Raw genomic sequence first — 722 nt, 5'->3', positions numbered from 1 at the left:
CCACTGCGGAAACCACCTTCGCGGGAGCCCCCACGGGAGTCGCCACCACTGCGGAAGCCGCCCTCACGGGGACCACCACGGGAATCGCCACCGCGGAAGCCGCCCTCACGGGAACCGCCACGGGAATCACGGTCACCGCCGCTACGGAAACCGCCTTCGCGGGAAGCCCCACCGCTGCGGAAACCGCCTTCGCGGGAAGCCCCACCGCCGCTACGGAAACCGCCCTCGCGGGGACCACCACGGGAATCGCCACCGCGGAAGCCGCCCTCGCGGGGACCACCACGGGAATCGCCACCACTGCGGAAGCCACCCTCACGGGGGGCGCCACGGTTCTCGTCACGCGGCCGGTCGTCGCGCCGGAAACCGCCCTCGCGGGAGCCGCCGCGGGAGTCTCCACCGCGGAAGCCGCCCTCGCGGCCGGCAGCGCCACGGGCGCCCCGGTCGGCGGATCCCCCGCGGTCCCGGTCACCCCGGTACGGCGCACGGTCGCTGCGATTGGGTGCCTCGCGGTGGGCTCGATCGTCGCGACGCGGACGGTCTCCGCCCTGGGGTTCTGAACTCACGGGTATATCCTTCCTCATTGCGCCTTTTGTGGCGCCACGCAGTTGAGGGCCGACCCGGGTGGGGCGGCCCTCAACTGAAAGTTTGTCCGGCGGCGTCCTACTCTCCCACACCCTCCCGGGTGCAGTACCATCGGCGCTGGAGGGCTTAGCTTCCGGGTT

At 72.3% G+C, this 722-nt stretch carries 1 rRNA gene and 1 pseudogene; one reads left to right on the top strand and one right to left on the bottom strand.

Going from position 1 to position 722, the window contains the following annotated elements:
- Positions 1 to 557 (top strand): annotated as a pseudogene (locus tag ACK8GG_RS20345) (hypothetical protein); the annotation flags it as partial.
- A gap of 90 nt (positions 558 to 647) precedes the next feature.
- Here ACK8GG_RS20345 and rrf read toward each other — a convergent pair.
- Positions 648 to 722, bottom strand: a 5S ribosomal RNA gene (rrf, locus tag ACK8GG_RS20340); the annotation flags it as partial.

It is taken from the genome of Melissospora conviva (genome assembly GCF_049523535.1).
Taxonomy (GTDB): Bacteria; Actinomycetota; Actinomycetes; order Mycobacteriales; family Micromonosporaceae; genus Melissospora; species Melissospora conviva.
The sequence above is the reverse complement of the archived record's forward strand: the minus strand, read 5'-3'. Positions and strand labels throughout refer to the sequence as shown.